At 77.1% G+C, this 594-nt stretch carries 1 protein-coding gene and 1 pseudogene; both read left to right on the forward strand.

Annotation, left to right across the window (positions count from 1 at the left end):
* Positions 1–266 (forward strand): WYL domain-containing protein (locus tag HMPREF3099_RS13175; protein ID WP_168168527.1); only part of this gene is annotated, 266 nt, incomplete at its 5' end.
* Positions 266–594, forward strand: a pseudogene (locus tag HMPREF3099_RS11000) (WYL domain-containing protein); the annotation flags it as partial. The gene HMPREF3099_RS13175 and the pseudogene HMPREF3099_RS11000, both read left to right, overlap by 1 nt.

Below are 594 nucleotides of genomic sequence, written 5' to 3' on the forward strand. Positions count from 1 at the left end.
CGGACACGCTGGCCGCCACGGTGACGGTGGCCCCCGGGCGCGGCGTGGCGCTGCGCCGCTGGGCCGATGCGGTGGACCGCACCGATGCCGGCGACGTGCTGCACCTGCCCGCGGCCGACCGCTCCCGCATCGTGGGGCAGCTGGCCGAGCTGGGCCCCGACCTGCTGGCCGTGGAGCCCGACGACCTGCGAGCCCAGGTGGTCGACCGCCTCGAGCAGGTGCTGGCCACCGCCGGCGCACCGACGACGACCTCCCGGGAGGGCTGATGGCCGCCGAGTCCGCGACCGCGCGCCTGGAGCGCCTGCTGGAGATGGTGCCCTGGCTCCTGCACCGGCAGGGGGTCGAGATCGAGGAGGCCGCCGCCACCTTCGGCGTCACCCCGGCCTCGCTGGAGCGCGACCTGCAGCTGGTCTTCCTGTGCGGCCTGCCCGGCCGGATGCCGGACGACCTCATCGACGCGCAGTGGGACCACGGCCACGTGTACCTGCGCAATGCCGACACCATCGCCCGTCCGCTGCGCCTGGGCGCCGACGAGGCGACCGCGCTGGTGGCCGGGCTGCGGGCGCTGGCCGGGGCGCCCGGGCTCGGGGAGGA

It is taken from the genome of Kytococcus sp. HMSC28H12 (assembly GCF_001816045.1).
Classification (GTDB): Bacteria; Actinomycetota; Actinomycetes; order Actinomycetales; family Dermatophilaceae; genus Kytococcus; species Kytococcus schroeteri.